This is a genomic window from Chitinophaga jiangningensis, assembly GCF_900142605.1.
Lineage (GTDB): Bacteria > Bacteroidota > Bacteroidia > Chitinophagales > Chitinophagaceae > Chitinophaga > Chitinophaga jiangningensis.
Genome location: NZ_FRBL01000008.1, coordinates 409,767 through 436,285 on the forward strand (window position 1 = coordinate 409,767; position 26,519 = coordinate 436,285).

General features: G+C 48.3%; 13 protein-coding genes. 1 reads left to right on the forward strand and 12 read right to left on the reverse strand.

All coding sequences use genetic code 11. The features are described 5' to 3' along the window. Positions 1-11: 11 nt before the first annotated feature. The 9 genes from BUB18_RS22145 to BUB18_RS22185 form a co-directional block, all read right to left on the reverse strand. Positions 12-3,092 carry a SusC/RagA family TonB-linked outer membrane protein gene (locus BUB18_RS22145; RefSeq protein ID WP_073085230.1) on the reverse strand — a complete coding sequence of 1,027 codons (3,081 nt, stop codon included), beginning with the start codon at positions 3,090-3,092 and terminating at the stop codon, positions 12-14. A gap of 27 nt (positions 3,093-3,119) precedes the next feature. Beyond that, positions 3,120-4,898 carry a RagB/SusD family nutrient uptake outer membrane protein gene (locus BUB18_RS22150; RefSeq protein ID WP_073085342.1) on the reverse strand — a complete coding sequence of 593 codons (1,779 nt, stop codon included), beginning with the start codon at positions 4,896-4,898 and terminating at the stop codon, positions 3,120-3,122. Positions 4,899-4,914: 16 nt separating this feature from the next. Next, positions 4,915-7,779 carry a SusC/RagA family TonB-linked outer membrane protein gene (locus BUB18_RS22155; RefSeq protein WP_073085231.1) on the reverse strand — a complete coding sequence of 955 codons (2,865 nt, stop codon included), beginning with the start codon at positions 7,777-7,779 and terminating at the stop codon, positions 4,915-4,917. A 97-nt stretch (positions 7,780-7,876) separates the two neighbouring features. Then, on the reverse strand, positions 7,877-8,947 hold the full coding sequence (locus BUB18_RS22160) for a LacI family DNA-binding transcriptional regulator (RefSeq protein ID WP_073085232.1): 1,071 nt from the start codon (positions 8,945-8,947) through the stop codon (positions 7,877-7,879). Between the two features lie 410 nt (positions 8,948-9,357). Beyond that, a complete protein-coding gene (locus BUB18_RS22165; protein ID WP_083550545.1) occupies positions 9,358-13,566 on the reverse strand; it encodes a hybrid sensor histidine kinase/response regulator in 4,209 nt (1,402 codons plus the stop codon). 116 nt (positions 13,567-13,682) lie between these two features. Further along, positions 13,683-14,540, reverse strand: coding sequence for an alpha/beta hydrolase (locus tag BUB18_RS22170; RefSeq protein ID WP_083550549.1), 858 nt, complete (start codon positions 14,538-14,540; stop codon positions 13,683-13,685). A gap of 7 nt (positions 14,541-14,547) precedes the next feature. Next, a complete protein-coding gene (locus tag BUB18_RS22175; RefSeq protein WP_073085235.1) occupies positions 14,548-16,002 on the reverse strand; it encodes a cellulase family glycosylhydrolase in 1,455 nt (484 codons plus the stop codon). Positions 16,003-16,079: 77 nt separating this feature from the next. After that, a complete protein-coding gene (locus BUB18_RS22180; RefSeq protein WP_073085236.1) occupies positions 16,080-17,672 on the reverse strand; it encodes a RagB/SusD family nutrient uptake outer membrane protein in 1,593 nt (530 codons plus the stop codon). 17 nt (positions 17,673-17,689) lie between these two features. After that, on the reverse strand, positions 17,690-20,812 hold the full coding sequence (locus BUB18_RS22185) for a SusC/RagA family TonB-linked outer membrane protein (RefSeq protein WP_073085237.1): 3,123 nt from the start codon (positions 20,810-20,812) through the stop codon (positions 17,690-17,692). A gap of 319 nt (positions 20,813-21,131) precedes the next feature. On the opposite strand from BUB18_RS22185, the gene BUB18_RS22190 reads away from it, so the two are divergent. Further along, positions 21,132-22,097 (forward strand): alpha/beta fold hydrolase, encoded by a 966-nt coding sequence (locus BUB18_RS22190; protein ID WP_083550552.1) that lies wholly within the window; start codon positions 21,132-21,134, stop codon positions 22,095-22,097. Here the strand turns inward: BUB18_RS22190 and BUB18_RS22195 are convergent. The 3 genes from BUB18_RS22195 to BUB18_RS22205 are packed head-to-tail and all read right to left on the reverse strand — an operon-like array spanning position 22,094 to position 26,130. Then, positions 22,094-23,170 (reverse strand): NAD(P)/FAD-dependent oxidoreductase, encoded by a 1,077-nt coding sequence (locus BUB18_RS22195; RefSeq protein WP_073085239.1) that lies wholly within the window; start codon positions 23,168-23,170, stop codon positions 22,094-22,096. The two genes, BUB18_RS22190 and BUB18_RS22195, sit on opposite strands and share 4 nt — an antisense overlap. 5 nt (positions 23,171-23,175) lie before the next feature. Continuing rightward, positions 23,176-25,080: a LodA/GoxA family CTQ-dependent oxidase gene (locus tag BUB18_RS22200; protein ID WP_073085240.1), complete on the reverse strand. Its 1,905-nt coding sequence runs from the start codon at positions 25,078-25,080 to the stop codon at positions 23,176-23,178. Positions 25,081-25,104: 24 nt separating this feature from the next. After that, positions 25,105-26,130 (reverse strand): catalase family protein, encoded by a 1,026-nt coding sequence (locus tag BUB18_RS22205; RefSeq protein ID WP_218588082.1) that lies wholly within the window; start codon positions 26,128-26,130, stop codon positions 25,105-25,107. Positions 26,131-26,519 lie beyond the last annotated feature (389 nt).

The following is a 26,519-nucleotide window of genomic DNA, read 5'->3' on the forward strand; positions in this document are numbered from 1 at the left end:
AATATTTAACATTAAAAACCGAGTTGTACGCCGAAAATAAAATTGGCCGTATTGGGATATGCGCCACCTGTACCGTTGGCGATTTCAGCGTCCTGCTGAAACTTTCCCATCTCCTGTATATTTACCAGATTATAACCTGAAGCGTACACCCTTGCATTTTGCAGCACCTTTGATCCTTTGATCCAGGCTTGTGGCAGCTGGTAAGAAAGTTCCAGTGACTTCAGCCGTACATACCAGGTATCGGCAAACCAGAAATCCGAAATCGTTTGCCAGGAGATATTATTGATGTTGGTATTCAGGCCAAGGCGAGGATAGGTAGCAGTGGCCGCTGTGGCGGGTGTCCAGCGCTCCAGGTTCCATGGGCGCAGGTTGCCGTTAAATGCATCACCTGCTCCTTCTGCCGTTACCTGTACCGCATACCCATAAGCGCCCTGCAGCAGGGCACGGAGCGAGAGCCCCTTGTATCCGATGGTAAATTCAGCACCTAAAACGGTGTTAGGTAAATTCGGTTTGGAGAGTAATGTTTTATCTGCATCCGTAATAATACCATCCCCATTCATATCCGCATATTTCAGGTCACCTGGTTGTATTACACTCCACAGTGGTGCAGGAATGCCCTTCTTCACCTTACCATTCTCATCGAAATCGCTTTGCTGATAAAATCCTATGTTATGATAACCCGGATTTAAGCCGATTTGGGTACCGGTTTTAGCCTGGTAGGGGTAATCCGGCGCTTCACTGATATAGAGTATCCTGTTGATGGCATAAGACGCATTTGCGCCGATGGAATACCTGATCTTACCACTTTCATTTTTGTAGGTAATCATGCCGTCAAAACCTTTATTCTCTGATTTACCTATATTCTTTTTTGGAAGCCCCTGCCCTATGAGCAGTGGCACACCACCCTGGTCAATCAACTGATCATACCGGTAGTTATAAAAATAGCTGCCGCTAAAAACTACCTTTCCCTTAAACATATTCAGCTCCAGCCCCAGGTCCGTCTTCCTTTCCTTTTCCCAGGTAACATCCGGGTTCACCAACGCCCCTTCCACCGTCGTATTGCCGTAATAGTTAGAGCCGGTGGTAGCATATTGAATAACCGATGTTACCGTACCGGGATAATTAGCATCTGATCCCACCAGTCCGTAGGAGCCCCTGATTTTAAACAGGTCAAAAAACGGGAAGAGGTTTTTGAAGAAAGCTTCTTCCGACAGGTTATACCCCCACGAAACAGCCGGAAAAATGCCGTAGCGGTTATCTTCCTGAAACAGGTCATTCCCGTTTCTGGCAACCGTAACGCCTAAGAGGTATTTTCGCTTAAAATCATAGTCGAGCCTGGCAGTGGTACCGCGGTAATTAACCGGGATGGCAGCACCGTTGATGTAATTACGCTGATTCAGCAATAACAGTCCGGTGAAGTGGTGACTGCCCAGTATTCGATCATAATTAAGGGATGCCTGCAGGATGGTAGTGGAATTAAATACGTTGCCGGTGGAAGCTACAGCATAAGGTAACATGCGGTATTGCGCCGCATCCCTGATGGAATAGGTATTGGTAGCTACATTGTACTTGTAGGCCGGCAAGCCGCTCCTGTTCAGGTTACGGCCTTCATTATTGTTGCCGGCATAGGAAACATTTACTTTTACGGATAAGCCGCGGGTGATAAAGTCCAGCTGCTGGTCCGCCCCTACCACAATATTATAGTTGTTCCGAAAGCTGCGGATGTAACCACCGTTTCCCAAACGGAATGCAGGATTGATGGCGCCGTTGTTGGTTGCTGCGCCCAGGTGTGTGGCATAACTGGCCGTACCGTTAGGGTTTGTTTCCGGCATGGCATAGGGCGCCATATACCGGAACGCTCCCAGCTCATAAAACAGCCCTGCATTTTCAACTCCGCCACTGGGATTGTTCACCGTTTCAAACCGACCATTTACATCAAAGCGGATTTTTAGAGTTTTAGTGGGCGTAATATCCAGGTTGGAACGATAGTTATATCGCCTGTAGAAATAATTGGTGTTTACATAGTCGCCCACCGGCTGAAAATCTTTCAATGCCCCATTCTGAGAGTAATAGCCCAGCGAGGTAAAGTATCTTACCAGGGAATTACCACCGGAAATATCCACATTGTAGCGCGACTGCGTAGATACCTTCCTAAACAATACTTCCGACCAGTTCACATTTGGATGGCCATATGGATCGGAACCATCTTTAAATTTCTGCAGGTCATCCGGCGTAAAAGGCAGCACCGGCGCCTGCGACTGACCATAGGCATCATTGATGGTAGCTTCGTTGCGGAGCAGGGCCGTTGTATAGGAATCCAGGAAAGTAGGCATGCGGATGATTTTATTAATACCTGCTTCGGCCGTCACGTTGATACGCGGCTTTCCGATACGCCCCCTGGTAGTTGTTACCACCAGTACGCCGTTGGCTCCCTTTAAGCCATAGATAGAAGTGGTGGCAGCATCTTTAAGGATGGTAACTGATTCCACTTCATTTACGTTTAGCTGCGACAACTGCGTATAGTCGTACTCGATATCATCTACAATGATCAAAGGCTTATTATCGCCGGTGAGGGAGTTAATACCGCGGATAAAGAAATCCGCTGCATCTGCACCTGGCTGCCCGCTTCGCTGCTGGCTAAAAAAGCCCGGTAACCGCCCTACCAGTGTGTTCTGAATACTGGCGGTTGGGATAGACTTAATCTCCTCGGCCTTAATGGAACTCACTGCGCCCGTACTGGTAATTCTTTTCTGACGGCCGTACCCTACTACTACCACATCTTCCAGCCCTCTCACGTCCCTGATCAGTCGCACCGGCGTCAGTTTCCCCGGCACCGCCGTCACCACCTGCGGCAGGTAGCCTACACAGGTAATCACCAGCACTTTTGCTGAACCAGGCTTTAAGGAAATGGCATAATTGCCCTGCTCGTCAGAGATAGCACCGTTCTTTTCGTTGCCTTGTTCTGCCACCGTAGCACCTGTTACCACTTCATCTTTATCATTGACGATATGCCCTCTTACAATGATATTTTGCGACCATGCAACTGCTGACAGCAGCATACAACAGGTCAGTATGAATAGCTTTATCTTCATTTTTATTTTTTTATTTCATGAAAGCAATCAATAACCCGGGTTCTGTTCAAGTCCTGGATTTACCTGTGTTTCCTTGATGGCGATAGGGAATAAATACATGGCATCCGTAAAGTAGGGAGTGGTAACTTCCTTAGGAGCATAGCTAAATGTGTTATTGGCATTCTTTGTAACCGTAACACCATGTAACGCCGTACCATATACGCTTTTGGCGATCTTCCAGCGGCGTATATCCCAAAACCGCTGTTCTTCAAATGCCAGTTCAATACGGCGTTCATTGCGCACTATCTCACGCATTTGTTCCCTGGTCAATCCTGGTGGTAACGTATATGGAGAAAGGCCGGCCCGCTGGCGGATTTTTTCCACGGCAGCATACACGGTGGCTTCAGGCCCTGAAAATTCATTCTTCGCTTCGGCATACATCAGGAGGATGTCCGCATAACGGATCAGGCACCAGGGTGGTATGAACCCGCCATCCCGAATAAACGTAACGGTGAAATTTGCACTGCTGCTGTCGTTGGCACAAAACTTTTTGGCATAATACCCGGTTTTTGTTTGCACGGCAGCGAGGGTGGCATCGTTCGGTTTGTCCTTCCCGCCTTCAAATGTTTCCACAGGCCGTTGCAACCATTTGGCACCATTGTAAAACACGGTTTGCTCTAAACGTGGATCGCGGCCTGCATAAGGATTAGCAGGGTTATAACCGGATGTAGGGTCAGTGATGGGCTTGCCGTTTTTCATGGGAAAAGCATCTACAAATTCCTGAGTGGGGCTCACGCGTCCTTCGCTGTTGCGGTTGCCAGGCTTGAATCCTGGCGGCGACATATAATAAGCATATACGTTATCCGTACGGGGATCACTCATTCTGAAAAAGATATGTTCCTTGTTAGCTCTTGCCAGCACCAGGGTGTAGCGATTCGCTTCCAGGTCGTACAAGCCCAGGTCTATGAGTGCTTTTGCTGCATCGGCCGCTGCGCCCCATCTTTCGGCGCTGTAAGCAGCGTAGCCGGTAAAAGTTTTTTGCGGTGTGGAAGAGGGGTTAAACAATGGACTGGCGGCAAGGAGTAAAACTTTGGCTTTGATTGCCAGCACAATGCTTTTGCGCATTTTGCCGTAATCGGCATCTGTGGCCCTGCCGGCGAGGGAGGCATCCGGGCGCAGACTATCTTTCACCCTATCCAGTTCCGAAACAATGTAGTTCACGCATTCTTCAAAGCTGTTGCGCTTTAAATTCAGGAGTTCACGGTCGTTGGAATCGTAGATTTTGTCGCCCAGCAATGGCACCCCACCATAGCGCCTGATCAGTTCATAATAAAAAAATGCCCTGAGCGCCCTGGCTTCATTCGGCAGCCATACCTTGCGGGATGAATCTGCCCATGGTACCCGCTGATAGTTTTGCAGGAAGATGTTTGCTGCTCGGATGGCGCTGTAACAATTGCCCCAGGTATCGTCAAATGTAGCGATGGGGCTATATCCTCCCCGGATAATATTCCAGCCGTCGTTTCCATCGCCACTTGGTACCGCATCATCGGAAAAGCATTCCAGTGGCACCAGGGAGATATTCGATCTGGGATTGCTGTTAAAAGCCCAGCTGGAGCCGCCCAGCATACGGTTATAGCCGGTAGGGATTTTCGAGTATATGTTAGTCACCCACTTAAAGGCCTGGTCGCCGGTGGGGTCATTCTCATCAAAAATATAATCTATGGTAAGGAGTTCAAGCGGCTTGTCTTCAAACGCTTTTTTGCAGGAGGATACCGCAACGAAGCATGTGATCAAAATAAGACAGCACCATGCGTAATTCTTTTTCATACCACCAATCATGCCGTTAAAATTTAATGTTGATACCAAAATTGAAAATCTTCATTATGGGATAGGCCGCGCCCCAGGCCTCCGGATCTACATCTTCCCTGACGTCAAAAATCTCTGACCAGGTAAGCAGGTTTAATCCGTTGGCAAACAGCCGTACCGATGGAGAGCCGATTTTACGGGTGAGCTGTTCAGGCAAGGTGTAACCGATCTCCAGGTTTTTGAGCCGCACAAAATCGGTGTTCTTTAACCAGAAAGAAGAGAACTGTGTATTGTTGGTATTGCTACCTAACCACAGGCGTGGCTGCGTGGCTGTAGCTGCGGTTTCAGGGGTAAAGCGCCCCAGGTTATAGGCGTAAGCATTGTTTTGACCACCGTTGCCAAAGCCATTCATAAAATCGCCGCTCATATAACTCTGACGGTTACACGTTCCCTGGAACAATACGGAAAAATCAATGCCTTTAAAATTAAAGCCGGCATTAAGTCCGTAATAGATCGTAGGTTTTGCGTTGCCGATAGGCCCCTGGTCATCAATGGTGATCTGTCCGTCGCCGTTGCGATCGAGGTAACGTATATCGCCTGGCCGCAGCGACGACTTAGGAGCAGCGGGCATTACAGCGGTGGCAGGGTCATTGATTTCTTCGTAGGATTTAAACAGGCCGATGGCGGTATAACCATATTGTAAACCTACCGGCTTGCCAGTAGTGATCTGGTAATCGTAATTTTTCGGCAGCTCTGCATTGTACACCACTTTAGATTGCACCAGCGAAAAATTGGCGGTAACAAAATAATGGAGTGCCTTTACCTGCTGTTGCCAGTTAACTGAAATATCCGCACCCCGGTAATTGAAGCGCTGATAGTTTTGTAATGGATACCCTGCGCCAAAAACCGCCGTGGTAAGGGTGGGCGCGGCAACAAGGTCATAGAACCTGTTAAAGAAGTAATCAGCCGTAAGGGTGAGTTTATTTTGCCACAGTCCCAGGTCGATGCCGGCATTGAGCTTTTTGGCTTTTTCCGGACTCAGGCCGCTGTTGGCAATCGCATTTTCACCGGTTCCTCTTTCCAGTGAGGAGCCGGAGCCAAACCAGTAGCCACCATTATTGAAATAGGTTTGAATGTAGGTATAATATCCTGCATTTACCTGGCCGGTTAATCCATAATTGGCTCGCAGCCGCAGGTTACTGATCCATGGCAGGTGCTGGCTTACAAATGCTTCCTGGTGAAGGTTCCAGCCAAGGCCTGCGGCCCAGTAGGTAGCATGGCGCTGCGCCGGTGCCAGCCAGTTGTAACCTGCATAACTCACCGCGCCTTCTGCCAGATATTTTCCATCGAAGCTATAGTTCAGTCTGCCCGAATAGGCGGTGTAATTTTCCGGCAACTGGGTAGAGCTGAATAGCAGCCTGCTCTGCTGGTTGGCTACTGCCAACACGGAAATCGCATGTTTATTAATAGTACGGTCATAACCCAGTGATCCTTCCAGGTACACGATGCGAAACCTGTCGTTTGCCCCACCTGCTGTGGTTTGCTCGGTAGTAGCGCCATACTTGGTATATGTATCATTCAGATACTGGTATACTTCGAAATTTTTCTCCCTTTTAGTAGTATAGTAAACCGTGTTATTGTTGGATGCTTTAGCCTTTAGCACTAAGCCTTTTGTGATTATATCCAGTTTTTGCGTTACTTCCAGGTCCACTGCAATATCCCGTACATCCTGAAACTGGTACCCGCGTGAAACGGTTTGCCCCCATATATTCGCGTTGCCCTGGTATTTATCGCTTCCACCCAGTGTGCCATCCGGATTAAATACAGGATAGGCCAGCTGCGGGGTACTTAATAAAGCGCCGAGGATACCTCCTGCACCGCCGCCTCCGGGCTGGTTATAACGCTGAAAGCGACCGAAGAGGTTCAGTTGTACAAACGTTACAGGCGTTACATCCACACCCACGTTTGAACGCAGCGCATAGCGGTTAAGCTGGGAGTTAGTGTTGTATTTATTTTCACTGCTGGTTTTAAAAATCCCGTTTTCCCGCGCATTATCCAGGTCTACAAAATACCTGAAACCTTTGCCACTCCCCTGTATATTCAGGTTATAACGGGAGATGCCAGCGCTGTTATTCAGTACCGTATTGTACCAGTCCACATCAGGATAGGTATAGGGATCTGACTGATTTTTATAGGCTTCAATCTGTGCGGGGGAGTATTGCGGCGTTACGGGTGATAATCCCGCATCATTTTGCTTTGCCTCATTAAACAGCGTAGCGTATTGCCATGCAGGCAGCGGCTTTGGAAGTGTAAGCGGGGTTTCGAATCCTGACTGCGCGGTAAAGGAAATGCGCGGTTTGCCTACATCTCCTTTTTTTGTTTTTATGGAGATGATACCGTAGGAGGATCTCTGCCCAAACATTACGGTAGAAAGTGCATCTTTCAGGACAGATATGGATTCAATCTGCTCCGGGTCGATCGACTGATACCCCCGCTCCACGCCATCAATCAGGATGGTTTGCGCCCTGGCACCGCGGATATTAAAGCCCATTCCATTGCCATCCAAACCAGGGCCGCCGCTGCCGAAGGTGATATTCAAGCCCGGAATGCGACCGGGCAAAGCCTGTAAAAACTGCGGACTTGGTGTGGTGATCAGCTGGTTGGTATATACCGTTGCTACGGACTGCAGCATCCTGCTTTTGTCCTGTTCACCATAGAGCACCGGCACCACACCCGTATTTTTTACCGGCTCTTTTACAATGTGAACGGTATCGGCCACCTGTGCCTTTGCGGAGGAATAGATAAATAGAATAGCAGTCAGCATACCCAGGTGTACCCTGAAGTATACCTGCCTGCCGCTACCCGGCGATAGCAGCGGACCTGCGGTAAATTTTTGTTTCATAGTGGAAGTTTATAAAGACAAAAGATTACTCTCAGGGCAAAAACCGCATTTTCGCCCTGGTCATCATTAGTGGAATTGTACTGGATTACTTAATCGATTAACTGTTTTTCATAACTGATGTTTCTGTGTGTATCTGTTCTAGTTTTGCCTTGGGAAAGGAAGAATTCCTGATAACTAATTTAACCGGTAAGGTCACGGTTCTGCGCTTTTTGTTTTCCTTTTCATCTGATAAAGCACTCAGTAGCTGCAACACTACTTCCTGTGCTATTTCTTCTATTGGTTGTGCTACTGCTGTAATGGACGGTGAAAACAAATTAAAGTGTGTGTTATCATCAAACCCTACTACAGCTATATTTTCCGGTATCGTTAAGCCTAAACTGCTGATGGCCCTTAATCCATTTATCGCTAAATAATTGGTGGCGAAAATGATAGCGTCTATATGATCATTGGCTTTTATGAATGCGGCTACCAGCTGCGCTGCACTGTCGTGGTGGCTTAATTCATAAGGTATCCTGGCTACCAGCGGCGTACAATCACGATCTTCCATTGCTTTATGATAGCCCTGCAGGCGTGCCATCATCTGCGTTTGTTCTGATTGCAGGGTAATAAAGGCAATATGCGCGTAGCCGTTTTCCTTCAGGTGCTTTACGGCCTGGTAAGCGCCGGCATAGTTATCTACAATTACGCTGCTGGTATTTAAAACGGGCAGGTAACGGTCAAACAGGATTACCGGTACATTATCATCCATGAGTGCCTGTATCTCTTCCTCCACACCTGGCGGCGGTGCTATAATATAGCCATCCACCTGCCGCTCCCGGAAAGCCCGGATTAAGGTCCGGGTCTTTTCCACATCATTTTCCGTACTGGCAAAGAATATTTTATACTGATGATGGTAAGCGATGGATTCGATCCCCCGGGAAATGCCTGAAAAGAACGGATCGGCAATATCTTCCACCAGCATGCCTATAATATTGGACTTTCCTGTCCGCAAGCTCTTAGCGATCATATTTGGCTGATACCCTACCTTCTTAATATAATCCAACACTTTCTTACGGACGTCCCCGCTGATTTTTTTCTCGTCTGCCTTGCCATTTAATACAAAAGAAATGGTGGCAGCAGAAAGATGAAGTGCTTTAGCGATGTCGTGTATGGATACCTTCTTTTTCATTATGGCCAGCAATCAGGACCTCCCTGATCCTATTCTTGTTAATCGATTAAGTGACGGACTTCACCAAAGCACCGGAGCATCTTACAAAACACATGGACAAAAAACCAATCATCCCAAACCCGCAATAGATCAGGATCAGAACAAATTGCATTACGTAAAGCTACCGGTTTCAATCTGAACTTTCCGGGAAATCAGGAGGGGGGTACACTCCCAAAAAGGGGGGTGGAAACGCCAACACATGGTATTAAACAGTACTGAGAATCAATGCAACATATAAAAAAGCCTTTCCAGTTGAGGAAAGGCCGGTAGCCAGGTTGCTATTTTATGAAAATCGATTAACTACATAAAACGGTGCCGGATATACGCTGCAAAACTGGCATACGCATGAAAATAAAGCGTCAGTTTGACAATTACTCTCCCGGATCGATGGCTTCTTTATCTACCGTAAATTGTTTTCCATGTACTTTGCGGTACTTCTTTATATATGCCGATGGATTCATCCCAAAGAGCTTATTAAACTGTTCGCGGAAATACTTAATATCTCCTATACCCACTGCATAGGCCGTTTCCTTGATGCTGTAATCCGTATTAATAAAGAGCTCCGCAGCTTTCCGAAGCCGTATCGAGCGAATGAATATATTTACCGGCTGCCCCGAAACCAGTTTTACCTTGCGGAGCAGGTTGGAATGACTCATTCCCAACTCCTGCAGCAGTGTTTGAATACTAAAGTGCTTATCTTTTAAATGTTTCTCGACAATTAAAATGCACTTTTCCAACAACTCCTTATACTCCGCGGAAACTTTGAAGTTGCTTTGGGTGAGCGTAATCTCATTGTAAAAATACTTCTGCAGGGCGCTGCGGTTCCTCAGGAGCGTAGCCACCAATGCAATCACCAGCTTACTGTCAAACGGTTTAACGATATAATCATCGGCTCCTCCTTCCACTCCCTGCAGTTTGAGTTCATCGGAGGTGGCTCCCGTAAGCAGGATCACCGGGATATGGTTTAACTGTTCGTTTTCCTTTATGGCTTTGCACAGCTCAATACCGCTCATCTGCTTCATATGGATGTCGGAGATCACCAGGTCCGGCAGATATTTCTTCGCCATCGCCAGACCTGTTTCACCGTCGCCGGCCAGGTAAGTGAGGTAAGTATCTTTAAATAGCCGGGCCAGGTATTCCCGGATACCCTCATCATCATCAATGATCAGAATCGATTGCTTCCCGGAAACCAGCTCCGGCAAAGGTGCTGACGTGGCAGTTTGCACGGCGGGGTTCACATCTTCCTTTAATACTTCCGGCAACTGCGGGGTGGGTATCGTTTCTGAGATCACCACATCTTCCGGAAAATGAGCTTTCCCTTTGTGAAACGTCAGCGTAAAAGTGGTACCCCGGCCTTCTTCACTGTTATAAAAGATGGTTCCCCGGTGCTGTACCGCAAAATGCTTCACCAGGAAAAGGCCAATGCCAAATCCGGGGCGGGAAGTGCTTCCCGATTTTTCTACTTTATAAAATTTTTCAAAAACTTTATCACCAGTGTCTGCTGGAATACCAACGCCGGTATCTTCTACTCTAATCACTACATCCGTTGCAGCGTCTTCCACCAGCAGCCGGATGGTGCCACCAGCCGGGGTATATTTCAGTGCATTGGAAAGCAGGTTATATAATATAATCTCCAGCTTCTCCGGGTCGGCATACAGCTCCAGCTGTTTGTCCGGGCAGTCAAATTCGTAGGTAACCCGCTGTGCATGCGCCTGCCGCACGAAGCACAGATACACTTCACAGGCCAGGTCGTGCAGGTTTAACCGCGATGGCCTGATATGATCCAGGCCGCTTTCCGTTTTTCTGAACAGCAGCAACTGATCCACCAGACTAAGCATACGCCTGGCATTGCGGTACACTATATGCAGCTCCCCTTTCGCGTACTGCTCCTCGAAATCTTTATCCAGCAACTCCTTCACCGGATTAATAATTAATGTCAGTGGCGTTCGGAATTCATGGGAAATGCTCGTAAAAAATGAAATCTTCTTTTCGGTGATTTCTCTTTCCCGTTTGTTTAAGATGCGTTCCTTTTCACTTTCTGCCTGTTCTCTTTCCCTTTCCGCGCGCTCCCGCTCCAATTCAGTTTTTTCCTTCGCCAGTTCGGCCAGGCTTCGCTCCTTTTCCAGCCGCTCGTTTTCTGCATTCAGCTTTGCAATTTTCACTTCAAACTGCAGCCGGACGCGCCTGGAACGGTATTGTAAATAATAATACAGGGTTACAATTGCCAATAAAGTATATATTAACCAGGCCCACCAGCTCCTGTACCATGGAGGCAGTACAATAATTTTTACCTGTGCTTCTTCAGGCATCCACTGCCCTTCAGCGTTGGTGTTCTTTACCCGGAATGTATAGGTTCCTTCGGAAAGATGGCTGTAAACCGCTTTCCTGGAATCGCCACTATAAATCCAGCCTTTATCCGAACCTTCCAGGAAGTAGGCGTACTGAATTTTATCCGGTGCGGAATATTCCAGTGCAGCAAACCCGAACGACAAGATAGCTTTATAGTATGGAATGGTGATCTGTTCAATTTGATTGTGGCCTGAACGCAACTCAAGTGCGGTATCCGCCTCCAATGGCATATTGGAGACTTTTATGTTCGTCAGAAAAACTTTGGGGTTACTGTTGATCCCAGCCATATTTTCGGGATGGAACAAAGAAAAACCCTTTATACCCCCAAAGGCAAACTCCCCGGACGCCAGTTGAATGGCAGCATGATAATTAAACTGGTTGCTCTGTAGCCCATCGCCCTGGTAGTAACTCCTGAATGTTTTAGTGGTGGGATTAAATTTAGCAATACCGTTAAAGGTGCTCATCCACAGGTTACCGGCTGCGTCTTCCAGGATGGTGAGTACGGAGTTGCTACACAGGCCTTCATCCGTTGTATAGCGGGCGATAATCTTTCCCTGCTTCCTGTCAAACAAAATCAATCCCCCTCCTTCAGTACCGAGCCAGAAATTTCCTGCGCGGTCCTCTTTCATCACATTTACAGGTTTACCGATGAAAAAGGCGGCATGTGCCTTCTGCCGCCTGTCAATGCGAAATACGTAGTTGATACCGCCGCCCCAAAGCACCTGGTCTCTATCTTCTCTCAAAGCATATAAATCCTTTAACTGGCTGTCAAATAATTCAAAAACCTTTTTCTGGCGGTTTAATTTAAAGAGACCATATTGCTGCGTGGTAAGCCAGCAAGTTTTCTCCTGATCTTCCAGCATGCCGGGCCCAATAGGATGTAGTACCACCTGTGGATGCAGGGGGTCCACACAATCGTACCTTTCGAACTTCCCCTTACTAAAGCGGTTTACGCCCCCGCGGTAAGTGATTATCCAGGTGTGCTGCGGATCATCCGCACGAATATCGGTAACAAAATTATCGCTCAGGGAATAAGGGTTCCCAGGTTCATGCCGGTAGTTGGTAAACGTATTTGTTTTCCTGTTCCAGATACTTAGCCCGTCCCCGTCCGTGCCGATCCATACATCCCGGTTGGGTGCTTCGTAGAACGATAAAATATAATTGCTCGCAAGCGATTGATCACCCGCGGAGAAAACGTTGTGAAAACGCTCTTTATTCGGGTCTATAATATTTACACCTCCTCTCAGGCAGCCAATCCATTTCCTTTCCTGTTTATCAATCCAGATAGCATACACCGCATTGCTCGATAAAGTATTCGGCTCATTTGAAACGGATAAAAAATCGACTTGATCTGTATCCGTATTTAAAACCGCCACTCCGCCCCCATTGGTGGCAATCCAGAGTTCATTGGGCTTATTCACCGTGATACCCGCAACGGCATTGTATTTCAGCTTCCCATTTTCTACACGATATACCTTATCGAAAGTATTAGCCGTGATGTTGTATCGCTGTAGTCCGTCGTTTGTTCCAATCCATAAAAACTGGCGGAGTGCTTTAATACAATTGGCGGATCGCAGCACTTCCGTTACCCGGCTGCCTTTATGGGTAACATAGTCATAACGATACAACCCTTTATCCGCTACAAAAAACCACACCTGCCCGTCATTTGCCACTTCCACCGTTGTTACATCATACACGACATGCGCATTGTCCTGTAATACTACAGTGGCACCAGTGGTTTTGCCATGTTCAAAAAAAAGCAGCCCATTATCTGCTGTGGCAACAAACATATTGCCCTTGCCATCCGCTTTAATGGCTTTTACTACCGACTGTAACTGCGCCTGCTTTCCTTCTCCCGTTTTATAATACAGGACGGAGAAGTCATCGGTCAACTGGTGGTAAATACTGGCGCCCTGACGGGTCCCTATCCATAAATTACCCTGTTGATCTTCACTGATCGAATTAATCCAGTTATTAATGAGAGAGCGGGTATTTTTAAAATTATTTCTGAAGATTTTGAATTCATAACCATCAAACCGATTGAGTCCATCATAGGTTCCAAACCACATGAACCCGTTCCGGTCCTGGTAAATACAGCGCACAAAATTGTTGGACAGGCCCTGGTCAATTCCCAGGTAGGCCCTCACGGGGTAACCGGCATAAGATGCAATGCTGGTAAGCAGCTGCAGGCATATGATCACGTGGAAAAATTTCTTACAAAACGATTTCATGGTGACAAAGGAGACGCTACACGTAAAAAAAGGAATAACTTAACCCGCTGTGAAAATGGTTAAATTATTCCTTACAATATACCCTAAAATGGAGAAAAGTTGAAATTAAACGCCGGTCATCTTCCTGACATATACCACGTAAACTGGTACAGATTGCGATCCCACTCCTTGTTGTCATGCCCGTTGGTATCCACTACATAAATATGCGGTAGCCGGATGGAGTCCAGGTAGGCATGCACCTTTTCACTGATACTAAATAAGCCATCCTGATTACCACAACCTACCCAGAGTAACTTTAAGCGCTTCCGTGCTTTGGTCATATCCGGGATGAACGGGATATCATACATTCCGCCAAACTGGTTGGTATTAGGAGCAGCGGAAAAACCACCCACGTAAGCAAATGTATCCGGGTGATACAAACCGATGTTATACGACTGCCCGCCTCCCATGGACAAGCCCGCCAGTGCGCGGTGCTTTTTATCAGTGCCATAGTGCGCATCTATGTAGGGAATGATATCCTGCAGCAGATCGTCTTCAAATGACTTTCCGTAACCGGCATAACCATCTGCTTTACCGGAACGCTTGCCCTTCGCCGTATCTCCCACCGTAAGCCAGGTATCGCAATTCGGAAACACCATAATGGCAGGCTTGATCGTACCTGCAGCGATGCCGTTATCCATGATCACATCCGCCTGGCACCATTCCGTCCATTGCCCGTAATCCTGTCCTAACCCGTGCAACAGGTAGATGACCGGATACTTTTGTTTCGGGGAATACCCCGGTGGCGTATACACGTTCATTTCCCTGCGCTTGCCCAGTGTTTTTGAATCATACTGCACCGCCACGAGTTTGCCATGTGGTATATCTTCCCGTTGAATGTTAAACCCTGCCGGAGGATCAGGAATATTGGTGGTCTGTGCCACAGCAGCCTGGCCGATCATCAGGCAGGCTATACCCATCATTATGTTTCTCATATTAAACTTAATTACTTCCTGCTAACAATGCACTGATGGTCCGTTGATCCAGCACCGTGTTATTACGCCTGTCCAGCGCGCCACCAGTGTCCCAGTAAAAAGGTTTTACCCCATTGGCTACTGCTTTTTGGGTAACATAGGTTAACCAGTAATCTACTGCATCATTATGCGTTGCCAGGTCTTTAGGCACATACTTACTGTTACCACGTCTGTAAGCCCCATATTCACCTAGTATCACAGGAATTTGTTTATCAGTAAATTTGACTTTCATTTTCGCAAACGCAGCAATCACATCACTTTCCTCCCCCCAGGTTGCATTACGCTCCGGCTCAATGGTGGAGTGATGCCCCGCACCCCAGTAGTAAAACATTTTACCCCAGGAAGCATCTCCATCCATCAATATACAAAACTGCGAAGGTGTATAATAGTGTACCTCTACCATCAGGCGGTCTTTCACCGCATCGGTAGGCAAAGTGTTCATCAGCTGGTTTGTTTTGTCGATGTCAGTAGATGGCCCCTGTACTACCAGTACGCGGTAGCTGTTACGCCCACCGGTGGACCTTACCGCGTTAATAAAAGTCTGGTGGTAACTCTGCAGAATAGCCATCTGTTCCGCAGTTTCTACCGGCGGTTCATTGGCACTGGCGAACATGAGGTGTTCATCAAAGTCGCGCATGGTAGTAGCGATTTGCTCCCAGAAAGCTTTTTGTTTGGCGTTGGTGGCATCCTGTCTTACTTTGGAAATATTTTCATCCAGCCAGCCACCGTCCCAGTGAATGTTAAGTAGCACATAGATATCATTTTGCACGCAGTACTGTACTACCTGCTTTACGCGTGTGAGCCACGCGTCCTGGATCTTGGCGATGTTTTTATCCGCATACTGATCCCAGGAGCAGGGAAGGCGTATGGCATTAAACCCTTGCAGCTTCACAGCTTTGATATAACTTTCGCTGATCAGCGGATTTCCCCAGGCGGTTTCACCACCTATTGCTTCTAATGTATTGCCTATGTTCCAACCCATTTTGAATTTCGCCGCCAGCTGTACCGCATTGCTTTCCATACCGGTGGCGTTTGCCGGCTGCGGGGAAGTGTTGTAGCTGGGATAACGGCTGCTGCCCTGGGTTACGGTAATTCTTCTCGACTGGCTGCTGCCGGCATCTACTACGAGAATGGCGGACCTGCTGTTACCGGTTGCATTAGGCGTGGCCGTTAGTCGTACGGAGGATTCACTGCCGCTGCCGGTGGACTTACTGGTCTGCAACCAACCGGCAGCAGGGTTAGAAAGCGTCCAGGTGATGTTGCTGGATATGTTTACATCAGCAGTACCGCCATCTTCAGAAAAAGTGAGGTCGGAAGAAGAAACGGATAAAGTGGGCGCATCTGTACTGCTCTTACCGCAACAAACGAGGGTTACGGCAAATAGTAACAGGCCCGCCATGGGGATTTTTACGTGGAATTTCATATGTAATGTATTTAGAGGGAGTATTTAAATCAGGGTATTGGTGCCGGCAATGCGACACCAATACCCCGTTACATATTTTACCAACCGGCATTTTGTTTCAGCACATTATTGGACAACGTGATCTGAGCGTTAGGCACCTGTACCAGGCCTTTTGTTTCCTGTATCTTCGCGGCCTGAATAGTTTTGGTGGTATTCACACCACCATTTTGCACCGTCACCGATTCCGCAATAGCCGCAGCTGCTACGTTGATGCCCTGGCGTAGTAAGTCCCAGTAACGAATACCTTCTGCCACAAACTCCAGTCTTCTTTCATTCATAATATTTGCCTGGCTAACCGGTGTTTGCACAAAGGCTGCGCCGTAGGCTCTTTTACGCACCTGGTCAAAATAATCCTGTGCAGCAGGCGCGCCCAGTTCCGCAGCCATCAGCAATACATCTGCATACCTGATGGATACAAAATCCTGGAACTGGCTGATCATAAAGCTGGCACCTCCCATTTTTTCAGGAAGACTCCTTCCCGCTTCATCTGCCAGCGGCGTATACTTTTTAATGGTGTAGCCGGTATATTCCCGCTGGTCTTTAATATTCTGAAAATCCAGTTTCTCATCAGCGAAAGAAATGATAGAAGCACTTCTGCGGCTATCATTGGCAGCAAAGGCATTCCAGGTCTTAGGATTAATGGTAGCACCTCCCCAGCCCATGCCGTATGGATAAATGCTTTGAATACGGATGCCATTCATCACCATCCACGTGTTACCGTCTACGTTACCATTCCAGTCACTCGTATAGGTGTACTTGATAGCGAACACCGTTTCTTTGTTATCTTCTCCCACATAATTATTGAGAGATGCCGGAGGCCACAGGTTAGCGAATTTATCCACCAGGCCAAATCCTCCGTTGTTCACCACATCTTCCGCGTAAGCGAGCGCCTGCGCTTTGGACACTTCCCCTACCAGGTCAGGCTTTCCATAATAGCCCGTATAATACAGGAACACACGTGCTATCAGTGCTTCCGCTGCCCATTTGGTTACGCGGCCACGGGTAGAAGGGTCCTGGCTGCCATAGCTGGTGGTGGCCAGGTTAGCCGCTGCAAATTTCAGGTCCGCCGCAATCAGGTGGTATACACTGTCGGGATTAGCCTGCGGCACATTGTCGGTAGTGGGTTTGGTAATCAATGGAATGTTGCCCCATAACCTTACCATATCAAAGTAGCAAAAGGCACGGATAAACCTGGTTTCTGCTTCGTAGGTATTACGCAGGGTGGTATTGCCTTTCCAGTCCACCCCGTCCAGGTGAGTCAGGAGCATGTTAGCGCGGTAAATGGCTTTATAATACAGGCTCCACGAGTCGCCAAACAAATCCTGATCGGAAGGAGAACGCAGTTTATCAAATTCGTCCATCATCTGGTAGCCAAAGCCGTCGGCATTGCCTGTAGCCCCAAACGCTTCGTCCGACATAATAGTGGAAGCAACGGGAAAGGCTACCCCACCGGACCAAACGCGTTGTAACCCGTCATATACACCTACCAGCGCTTTCCAGGCATCTCCCTGGGTTCTATAGAAATTCTGTTCTGTTGCGGAGGTTACATCTTCCGTATCCAAAAAACTTTTTTTACAAGCCATCATGGATAGTAAGGTTGCCACCAGTATATAATATTTTACGTTTTTCATCGCCTATTCATTTTAAGTTAGAAACGGATGTTTGCACCTGCCATAAAAGTTCTTGGCCTTGGGTAATACCCTAAGTCCACTCCGGAAGAAAAACCTTCATTGTAGCCCACTTCAGGATCCATCCCGTTGTATTTGGTAATGATAAAAGGATTCTGAACGGATGCATATATTCTCACTTTACTGAGATAGCTTTTTTTCAACAGGCCGGAGAAGTCATATCCCAATGTGATGTTGTTGATGCGCAGGAAACTGCCGTTGTAGATATACAGGTCGGAGAACTGTGCCCAGTTGGCGCCGTCTTCTGTTACCCGGGGGATACGGTTGGAAGTACCGGGACCATGCCAGCGTTCCAGGATTTCAGCGCTGTAGTTGCCAAAGCCACCAGGGCTTCTCCACGACTGCACCAGCTGATTACCGGAAACACCGGATGCCTGCACCTGGAAATCGAAGCCTTTATAACCCAGGGCAATGTTGAACCCGTAGGTGAAGTCCGGATTAGGATTTCCGATGTTTGTTTTATCGTTGTTATCAATTACGCCGTCACCATTTAAGTCCACATACTTTACATCACCAGCTTTCGCATCCGGCTGAATAGGGTTGCCTGTTTTTCCTTTATAGGCCAGCACCTCATCCTGGGTCTGGAAAACGCCGGCAGTCTGGTAGCCCCAGAAGTAGCCTACCGGTTCACCGTTTGCAGCACGGTAAAACTCACCGGCATTGTTGTAAAGCACATTGGTATTACCGTGCAGTACATGGTCGTTGGTAGGAATATTCCCGATCCTGTTTTTATTGATAGCACCATTTACCCCGAATGAATAGGTGAAGTCCCTGCCGATTCTGTTACTGTAGTTAAGCGCCAGTTCGAAACCTGTATTTTTTACATCGCCGCCGTTGATCAGCGGGGCATCCGCACCGCCTGTTGCCAGGATAGGAACGGTGATCAACCAGTCTTTCGTTTGTTTTGCGTAGTAATCAAACACTACGTTCAGGTGTTGAAACAGCGTTGCATCGAAGCCGATGTTGGTTTGCTCGGAAGTTTCCCATTTAACGTTGGGGTTCGCGATACGGTTAGGATAGGCTCCCTGTGTGTTGGCACCTTCAACAGGTCCGAAAATATAACCGGCGTTGCTGAAGCTGATAGGCGATAAAAACTGGTAGGCGGCCACGTTCTGGTTACCCACCTGTCCCCAGCTGCCCCGTAATTTCAGGAAGTTGAGCCATTGCACGTTTTGCATAAAATTCTCCCGGGTGATCACCCAGCCGGCGGATACGGACGGGAAGTAACCCCAGCGCTTATCCGGCGCAAACTTGGAAGAGCCATCCGCTCTGAACGTAAGGTTCACGATGTATTTTTCCTGGAAGTCGTATGACAACCTGCCGAAGAAGGACAACAAGGCGCTCTCCGTAGGGCCACCGCTTACGCTCATGTAAGGAGCGCCGCGCGTAACGTTCTGCGCAACAGATAAATACGCATGTTGCATATCGGCCACGCGCAGGTCGAAGTTATTACCCCGCATGTCCACCGTTTTTGTTTTCAGGGAGGAGCTACCTGCCAGTACGGTGAAGTGATGATCGTTGTGCAGGTTGAAATCATAGCTGAGGGTGTTGTCGAACTGGATGGTGCGACCATTGCCCATTGACTGTGATACTTTTGCCGTGTCGTTAAACGAGTAGATGGACAGGTGGTAAACTGGTGTATAGCCGTGGCTCTGATTAGAATTATAATTTAAGCCCAGGCTGGAACGGAATTTCAATCCTTTAATGGGTTCTACCTGTAAGTATACATCACCAAATAATCCCTGGCTGCTGTTGCGGTTCCTGGTAGTGTAATCCATTACGGCATACGGATTGGCCTCTCCGTTATTCCACGACTGATCAGGCTTTCCGGGATACCATCCTTTATTATCACTGCTGTAATAATTGCCGGCAGCATCGTACATCGGCAGGAACGGACTGGTAGTGAAACTGCTGCGTAGGGTGTTATTGTAAAGTCCGTCTACCAGGATGCCGTGATTATTCTGGTAGTTGAAGGTGAGGTGTTCGCCTATTTTAATATAGTTGTCGTATAAGTTATGTTCAGAGTTGATGCGGAAGTTATAGCGATCGAAATAAGACATATCCGAACCGCCTACGATGCCGCCCTGGCTGGTATAACCCAGTGACAAGGAGTAGGCGGAGCTGCCACCGCCACCCTGTACGCCGAGCACATAGTTTTGGGTGGGTACATTACTTTTAAACATCTGGTCCAGCCAGTTGGTGTTTACCGGCAGGTTGTTCACCACATCGTCGCTGAAGTAAGGTGCTTTCCCGGAGTTCACCGCCGCTTCGTTGATGATAGTGGCGTATTCTTTCGCATCCAGCAGCTTTACGTCGCGTGGCCGCTGTTGTACACCGTAGTAAGCGTCCAGTGTTACCTGTGGCTTTTGGTTTACCTTACCTGTTCTGGTAGTCACCAGTATTACCCCGTTTGCCGCCTGGGAGCCGTAGATGGCAGCAGAAGCGGCATCTTTCAGGATATCAATGGAAGCGATATCGGCAGGGTTCAGGTAGGAGATATCGCCGGTTTGCACCCCATCCACTATATATAATGGACCGAAATTACCTACCGTACCTTTACCGCGGATCACTACGTTCATCCCTGCGCCCGGTTGCCCGGAGTAGCTGGTAATCTGAACGCCGGGGGCCTGCCCCTGTAATGCCTGCAGGGCGGTGGTGGTATTTTGTTTCTGGAGGTCGTCCCCTTTTACCTGTACGTTGGCGCCGGTAACGAGTTTTTTCTTCTGGACCCCATATCCTATCACCACTACATTTTCGAGTTGACTTTCCGCATCCTGCAGTTGTACGGTCAGGTTGTTGGAGGTTACTTTTACTTCTTTCGGGATAAAACCTACGGAAGAGATGACCAGTATATCGCCGGTGGAGGCGTTGATGGTGAATTTACCGGTTTCGTCGGCAATGACAGCCGTTTTGGCTCCTTTAACCGCTACGGAGGCGGCAGACACCGGTAGGGAAGTTTGCTGGCTGGTGATCGTTCCACTTATCTTTCCAGCTTGCGCAAAGGACTTTTCACTCATGGTAAGCATCAGCATGATGGCCCAAAGGAATAATAGTCGCGTGCGAATGATTTTAGTTGACTTCATACGTGAGAATTTAATAATATAAATAGAGCGTCGGTATTCGATGGCAGCCTGACTTAAGCAGGAGCACCGGCGAAAGGTTCATTAAAACTGGTAGGAACCAGTTGGCAAAACAGTAGCACTGTCGGATTCATATACGTGGATTATGTGCTGTAAAGCTAGCTGTAAGGCGGCAGTTAGCAGGAACCTGATTGATTCAATCAGGGGGGAAAAATGTTACATACCGGCAAAAAAAAGCCAGAAAGGGAGGGGATCAGGGGATTTATGCTATCTTGGATATTGACTGTTTATTCGGTCCGGAAAACCTAAACACACCTATTTTATGAGAACACTCTTCTGGCTATGTACTTGCCTTTCCATGCTTCATTCAGCGCATGCCTTATCGCAGCAGGTAAATTATTATGATACATTACTGATCGGGGGGATTAAACAGGTGATTGCCGTAAATGGCAATCCCAAGGGACCGGTTTTACTGTTTTTGCATGGTGGCCCGGGCGAATCCCGGATTCCCCAGATGGAGAAAGTTACGGGGCTGTTGCGGGAACAGTTCTGCGTGGTGAATTGGGACCAGCGCGAAACCGGGCTGACGCTCCGGTTAAATGCTTCACCGGTACCTCCTTCCCTGCCGCTGATTGCGGATGATGCTTATAGCCTGGTTGAACAGTTGAAAAAGAAGTTTAACCAGGATAGAATTTATTTGCTGGGGGAGTCGTGGGGTTGCCTGGTAGGATTTAAAGTAGCGGCGGCCCATCCGGCATCGGTGGCGGCATTAATGGTAGCATGTCCGGTAACAGACCAGGAGCGCAGTGAGCGTTTTGCGCTCGACAGTGTTATCCGTTGGGCAAAGGCGGGCAACCATCAACAGGCTTTAGCGGAGGTAAGCGCCATCAAGGTACCTTTCTCCCGGCCAGACGACCTGTACTATTCCAGGAAATGGATGAACTTATTATCCGGCAGGCCGTTTCCGGATAAGGACACCACCTATATTAAAGGCTTCCTCAGGGAGTGGAATAAAACCTGGATGAAGCCCTGGAACGACGCTACGGCGGAGCCGCTGGCCAAGTCAATAACGAAGCTGGAGGTACCAGTGTACTTTTTCCTGGGCGGCAAGGATTTGCAGACCAACGCGGAAATGTCTAAAGCCTACTTTGAGCAGCTGAAAGCCCCTAAAAAGAAATTATACTGGTTTAAGGACGACGGGCACCTGTTGATGTATGTTTCACCCCAGGAGGTGGAGAAAAAAATCATTACTGAGGTATTACCGGAGGTAAAAGCATACTGGCGTTAATTCCTCCTGCTCCAGAAAGTGGATGTGGGCCATCGTTTTTCCTGGGCATATTGCCCGATCAGCATTTTCATATAGGTGGTAAATGCTGTGCTGATGGCCCAGTCGTAGGCATGCAGCGCATCCGGATCTCCATTCAGGCAGGCTGCTATTGCATGGCCGGCATAAAAGCCACCTTCCAGTGCGGAGGTAATGCCGTAGGATGAAATGGGGTCGTAGGCGTAGGCGGCATCTCCTACTGCCAGCCAGCGTTCGCCGGTGCGTTGGGACAGGTAGCCCGTGGCGGCGCTGGAAACCACCAAGTTTTCGTCAGCACAACGGGTATTTTGCAGGATGCCGGCTATCAGCGTAGTGGCGTGTGCGTTAGTCAGGAGGTCCCTGGCGGTACGTAAGTGACCGTGTACCAGGTCGGTATCTGTCATTAAACTTAGCACCAGCTGGTTTTCTGTTAGTGGGGCGGCATACCACCAGCCATTTTCCACGGCTTCCAGGTAGGTGAATTGCTGAATGTTTGCAGGCAGCGTATAGCAGGCGGTGATGCCTGCCAGTTTATCTATCATTTTTCGTTGAAAACCCAGCTTTCTTGCCACGCGGGATTTCCGGCCGGTAGCATCCACGATAAATGCTGCGGTAACGGTCTGTAGTTGCTGGTGGGCGTCGGTATAGGTCACGGTCCATGTTTTATTACTGTAAACTGCGGAGACCATATTACAACCACAGTAATATTGAACTCCTTTTTCTATGGCTAGTTGCTGCAGCTGTGCTTCAAAAATTGCACGGTTTACATGCCAGCCTTGCGCCACCGGGTTTTGAAAGAAGGATTTATCCGCGGGTACGGGGCTGCCCCATATAAACCTGTTGCCATAGCATGCCAGGTGGGCCGGGTGTTGGAGCAGGATATCCAGTCCTGATTTCTTTAGCAGGCTAAATGCTTGCGGTGGTATGGTTTCTCCGGGTTTTCTTTTGGGAGATGCCAGTGCTTCCAGGATCATACAGTCGTAACCGTTATGCCTTAACTGTAAAGCGGTGGCAGCACCAGCAGGGCCGCCACCGATAATAATAACAGGGATATTCATCAGTTTTACATTTCGTCTCTTCGCAGGGGTTTGCGTTCCAGTATTCGGAGGCTGCTGGCATCCACACCGGCGGCATCCAGGAGCATGGCTCTTGGTTGTTCCATCATTGGTACCTGTGCATGTTCAGCCACCAGTACCTGTTCAAAGGTAGGATCATCCGTAGTGAAGCCAGGGCGCCCCGCTTCCACCCAGAACACATTTGGAAGGGCCGGGTTTTGCCGGTCCGCCGGTAGTTGCACTTCCGTGATAATTCCCAGGAAATGCCAGCGCTGCACCATTTTTTTCAGCTTGGGAAGGTATTGCGTGCCCAGGTCGCGCAACCAGTCCTGGCGGTAATCAAAGTGTTTTAGTCGCTGGTAAATATTTAAATCTTTATCCGTTAGTCGCTTGAAGGAGGATTCCGAAAGCACCTGGTTTGGCACGCGTGCTGCCCAGAAGGATGGCAGCGTTAAATAAGTGGTGGTATCGTAACCGGAGAGGCAGCTGGCTTCATCCGTTTGCCATGGAACGCCCAGCCAGCGTGTAAGTGAGCCGGGGCCGCTACCATCGATCGGGCCACCGGGGCCTACGGCTACTTCCGGTGTCAGGAATTGTCCGTAATCATCTTTAGGCGCTTCATTTTCAGGAAGTATTTTAATACGGAACGGCGTATCCCAGAAGATGCGCTGGCGGAAAGGCCAGGTGATTTCAATGCCGGGGTGGAATGGTCCGCCGAGGCATTCTTCCAGCGGGGCTTCTGTCAGGGACTGTACCTGTTGTTCCAGCGTGAAGTTTTCGAAATTTGTTTCCGGCTTGTTGCCGGGTACAAACTCACCCTGTGCCCATTTGGCCATTCTTTCATATTGCGTTTTGGTAAGTGGCAGGTCTACGTTGTACACATCTGTATATTCCCCGAATGCATCGCCGTAGAACGGTGGGATTTTCACCGGTTCATAATTTTTATTGGCAGGGTCCCGGTACCACTGGAACACTTCAGTGCGCAGGTCGCGGTACAGCGGATCAGGGCTCATCAGCTTCAGGAGGTTCTCGTGAGAGAGGTAATCACTGGGCGAGTTTTGTCCGAACAGCATAAAGAAGCCGTGGTTCACCCACTGTGTTTGTACCGTTCTGGAGATAATGGGATAGATATGTTTCCAGAATTCCAGTTCTTTAGGCTGGGGAATTTCGCCCAGTTGCAGGAACAGGTCTTCCACTACGTCGTACATGGTAACCACGGCAAACAGCCCCGGGCCAAAGTTTGGTGGCGTCACAGCCACCATGGCCGGAGTAACCGGATAAGGCGTACCATTGATGGTAACGGTAGCGTAGATAGTACCGTCGGCGGTATCATCGTGCCAGCCTACATTGTTGGCGAAGGTGGTAGGATCTTCGTTAAAGGCGGATGCGGAGGTGCCGTCAGCAGGGATAACGAGGAGGCGGCCTTTGTCATCCGTTTGCAGTTCACCCAGCGGTACATTGATGTCATAAAAATAACCTTCATTAAAATAAACACCTTTTTGATCCGTGCCCTGGATTTTTTTAGGGGTGGGAAGGATGTTTAGTTTGCTGCGATCTGTTTCTTTTATGTTACGATGGTCGGGGGTTTTAGACTGATTATCCGGCAGGTCCAGCGCATTCAGGAAATTATACCAGCTGGCTTTCCTGTTGGCCAGGTTTACGCGCCATTCGATAGTGGTGCTGCTGTCGGCCGTTACTTCCCTTAGCGGCTTGTTGTTTTCGTCGAAAGCGTATATCCGGAAACGTGGTACCTGTTTTTTAATGCGCCCCTGGTTATCCTTATACCCGTTTTCGTGCGGTGGTTCTATGCCCGGAACATCAGACGCAAAGAAGTATTCATCTGAGTTGCCTAACCTGGCAATGCCAAGAGGTGGATAAATCGCCAGTTTGGCGAAATCAGCTTTTACTGCCATAATAATTTTTTTTTGGTGAGATGGTTATTTACGTGCCGTACGTGGTTCAGTTAAGGGAATGCCGTTGCGGTCGCGGCGGAGCCGTGCGCCTTCTTCATACACTACCTTCCTCACATCGCTGATACTGCCGATGGGTTGATGCACGGCGAGGGTATGCCAGGGGTTATAAGAAAGATTTTCGCCATAGGCTACCTGGCCAGGAGCGTCAATATCTTGCTGATGTATAATTAGGGTCGCAAATAGTTCAGGTGCGGAAATGCTTTCCGGCCAGCGGACCATTGCTTCATCCAGTGGCATGGTTGCCGCATCTGTTCTGAACTGCAGGTAGAATCCGAAGCGAACTTCTTCTTTAACCAGGCGTTGTTTGAGTTCATCACGCAGGTAGCCGGGGTTATTATCCGGTACCGGTGGACCGGGAGGGGTATTTAATGGCACCAGTTTATACTTTACATAATCATTGCTGCCAAATGCGTACGGCAGGCAGCTGCCGTAAACGGCGGTGGCTACACTGGGTTCCGGCTTTTGCATGTCATCCAGGATTTTGGCAGTTTCCGGATGATCTTTGAGGTAGGAATCGTAGTCGCGCAATACCACACCGGCGTGTGTAAACTCGCACATATCCTTTGCCGTGTTTACAAAAAATACATCGTGGTTCTGCAGGATAAAGTCCGCCGTTGATGCATCCGGTTCACTTTCGAGCAACTTCTCCCCTGCTACACCAAAGAGTTTAATGGCCACGCCAATAGTTGTTTTAACATCTCCCAAACCTGATTTGGTATCACTGGAAAATCTTACCCAGGCATCCAGCTGGTCATATTGAAATACGCCTATGCGTTTTTCGGGCGACAGCGCTTTGTTTACCACAAACGTAGCTTTCACCATGCCGTGTTGTTTGGAAAATACAGGTCGCCTTACGGGGCATTGGCCATCCAGTGCGCGGGGTCGCTGAATCATGTCTATAAACATTTCTTTCAGACTGGAAGTAGGATCGATGTCACAATTCACAACGCGTGCGCTTTGGGAACTATGCATGGGGTGTAATTGGTGCATAATTAAACAGGGTTTTATGTTGGAGATAAATCGTTGGAGGAAACGATTCGACTGGTTATTTTGATGGATCAATAATACAGAAAAATATATTGACGCCAAAAAAAAGTTCCCTGTCCTAACTTATCCAATATAGTACCATATAAGTGGAACTATTAAAAATTATAATCCTCGAACAAAGAGGAACTTATTAAATCCATTTTTTGTGTTTTCGCGTAGGTATATCCAGATTATCGATATCTGAGCAGATTAACCATCCAAATAACATATCCATACACTGTATGGTTCAGAATTATTGCTGCTACTATTGTTGAAACCTCGCCATTATAACTACGCTGACCCTGGCTATAAGGGATACAAACTAATAGCAGCATGTATGTAAAGTTTAATTT

Bases quoted from the DNA above. Each gene is read 5' to 3' on its own strand.
- BUB18_RS22145 (WP_073085230.1), bottom strand. From the start codon at position 3,092: ATGAAGATAAAGCTATTCATACTGACCTGTTGTATGCTGCTGTCAGCA.
- BUB18_RS22150 (WP_073085342.1), bottom strand. From the start codon at position 4,898: ATGAAAAAGAATTACGCATGGTGCTGTCTTATTTTGATCACATGCTTC.
- BUB18_RS22155 (WP_073085231.1), bottom strand. From the start codon at position 7,779: ATGAAACAAAAATTTACCGCAGGTCCGCTGCTATCGCCGGGTAGCGGC.
- BUB18_RS22160 (WP_073085232.1), bottom strand. From the start codon at position 8,947: ATGAAAAAGAAGGTATCCATACACGACATCGCTAAAGCACTTCATCTT.
- BUB18_RS22165 (WP_083550545.1), bottom strand. From the start codon at position 13,566: ATGAAATCGTTTTGTAAGAAATTTTTCCACGTGATCATATGCCTGCAG.
- BUB18_RS22170 (WP_083550549.1), bottom strand. From the start codon at position 14,540: ATGAGAAACATAATGATGGGTATAGCCTGCCTGATGATCGGCCAGGCT.
- BUB18_RS22175 (WP_073085235.1), bottom strand. From the start codon at position 16,002: ATGAAATTCCACGTAAAAATCCCCATGGCGGGCCTGTTACTATTTGCC.
- BUB18_RS22180 (WP_073085236.1), bottom strand. From the start codon at position 17,672: ATGAAAAACGTAAAATATTATATACTGGTGGCAACCTTACTATCCATG.
- BUB18_RS22185 (WP_073085237.1), bottom strand. From the start codon at position 20,812: ATGAAGTCAACTAAAATCATTCGCACGCGACTATTATTCCTTTGGGCC.
- BUB18_RS22190 (WP_083550552.1), top strand. From the start codon at position 21,132: ATGAGAACACTCTTCTGGCTATGTACTTGCCTTTCCATGCTTCATTCA.
- BUB18_RS22195 (WP_073085239.1), bottom strand. From the start codon at position 23,170: ATGAATATCCCTGTTATTATTATCGGTGGCGGCCCTGCTGGTGCTGCC.
- BUB18_RS22200 (WP_073085240.1), bottom strand. From the start codon at position 25,080: ATGGCAGTAAAAGCTGATTTCGCCAAACTGGCGATTTATCCACCTCTT.
- BUB18_RS22205 (WP_218588082.1), bottom strand. From the start codon at position 26,130: ATGCACCAATTACACCCCATGCATAGTTCCCAAAGCGCACGCGTTGTG.